Source organism: Rhodococcus sp. CX, assembly GCF_015865005.1.
In the GTDB taxonomy this organism is placed as follows: Bacteria; Actinomycetota; Actinomycetes; order Mycobacteriales; family Mycobacteriaceae; genus Rhodococcus.
Genome location: NZ_JADZGH010000111.1, coordinates 83,101 through 84,894 on the forward strand (window position 1 = coordinate 83,101; position 1,794 = coordinate 84,894).

At 66.6% G+C, this 1,794-nt stretch carries 2 protein-coding genes; both read left to right on the top strand.

The window, feature by feature from the left end:
* Positions 1-804: phospholipase D-like domain-containing protein (locus I0Q12_RS32710; protein ID WP_374068689.1), on the top strand; the 804-nt coding region annotated here is incomplete at its 5' end.
* 17 nt (positions 805-821) lie between these two features.
* Positions 822-1,769, top strand: coding sequence for a bifunctional NUDIX hydrolase/histidine phosphatase family protein (locus I0Q12_RS12475; RefSeq protein ID WP_307846200.1), 948 nt, complete (start codon positions 822-824; stop codon positions 1,767-1,769).
* Positions 1,770-1,794 lie beyond the last annotated feature (25 nt).

Here is a 1,794-nt window from a genome sequence, read left to right on the forward strand (position 1 = left end):
GTGCACGTGGTGTACGGCCTCGTCGGTCTCAAGACGCACTGCAAGACGTGTCTGGTGGTGCGGCGCGAAGGTTCGGCGATCCGCCGCTACTGCCACATCGGAACGGGCAACTACAATCCGAAGACCGCACGCCTGTACGAGGACGTGGGTCTGCTGACCTCCGATCCCGAGATCGGCTCGGACCTCACCGATCTGTTCAACACACTCACGGGATACTCCCGGAAGGCGAAGTACCGCAATCTGCTGGTCGCTCCGCACGGGGTGCGGGCAGGCATCATCGAACGCATCGACCGCGAGATCGAGCTCGCCGCCAGGGCGAGCGCAGCGACGGGAGATGCAGCCGGAAACGCCACGGGAATCCGCTTGAAGGCGAATGCTCTGGTCGACGAGCAGGTCATCGACGCGCTGTATCGGGCGTCCCGCGCCGGGGTTCCGGTCGAGATCGTGGTGCGCGGCATCTGCGCGCTCAAACCGGGCGTCCCGGGTCTGAGCGAGAACATCACCGTGCGGTCCATTCTGGGTCGTTTCCTCGAGCATTCGCGGGTGCTGCACTTCCGCGGAGCCGACGAATTCTGGATCGGCAGCGCGGACATGATGCACCGCAATCTCGATCGCCGCGTCGAAGTGATGGTGCAGGTGAAGGATTCGCGGCTGACCAAGCAGCTGGGTTCGATCTTCGATTCCGCCCTGGACCCTGCGACCCGATGCTGGACCCTGGAAAGCGACGGCACCTGGTCGGCATCGCCGGCCCCGGGCACTGCCGCTCGTGACCACCAGGTCGAGCTCATGCGCAGCCGGGCGTGAGTGTCGGAAGGACTTCTGTGACTTCCCCCCGGAAACCGGTGAATTCCGACAAGCCCGTGAAGGCGAACATCTTCGCCGCGGGTGCCGTGCTCTGGCGACCGAACCCGGCCGATCCGGTACGGGTCGAGGTCGCGCTCGTCCACCGTCCCCGCTACGACGACTGGAGCTTCCCGAAGGGCAAGCTCGATCCCGGTGAGACGGCGGTCGTCGCGGCGGTCCGCGAGATCGAGGAGGAGACCGGATTCCGGGCGCAGCTCGGCCGGCATCTCGGCAAGATCACGTATCCCGTTCCGGGACACCGCAAACTCAAACGGGTCGACTATTGGGCGGCGCGTGCGGTCGGCGGCGAGTTCGTCCCGAACCACGAGGTCGACGAGTTGCGCTGGGAGGACCCGGACACCGCGTTCGATCAGCTTTCGTACCCGATGGATCGCACGGTGCTGCGCCGATTCCGGGCCCTGCCGGCGGATACGAAGACCGTTCTGATCGTGCGGCACGCCAAGGCCGGGAGCCGCAAACAGCATCGCGGTGACGACCGGCTGCGGCCGCTCGATTCGACGGGCAAGGCCCAGGCCGAGGCTCTTGTCGCACAGCTGCGCGCATTCGGGGCGGACAGCATCACGGCCGCAGACCGTGTCCGCTGTATCCAGACAGTGGAGCCCCTCGCCGAACAGCTGGGCGTCGACATCGCGATCGAACCGTCGCTCAACGAGGAAGACTACGCAGCCGATCCGCAGCTGGGCCGCAAACGCACCCTGGAGATCGCCCGGCGCGGCGGTTCACCGGTGATCTGCAGTCAGGGCAAGGTGATTCCGGACCTCGTCCGGTGGTGGGCGGAACGGGACGGTGTCACCGTGCCCGCGACCCGTAACCGCAAGGGCAGCACGTGGGTGCTGTCGCTGCACGAGGACCGGGTCGTCGCGGTCGACCACATCGAGAGCGCTCTGCCCGCCCCGCCCCGATAGAAGTCTCGGGAATGCATTTCGGCGG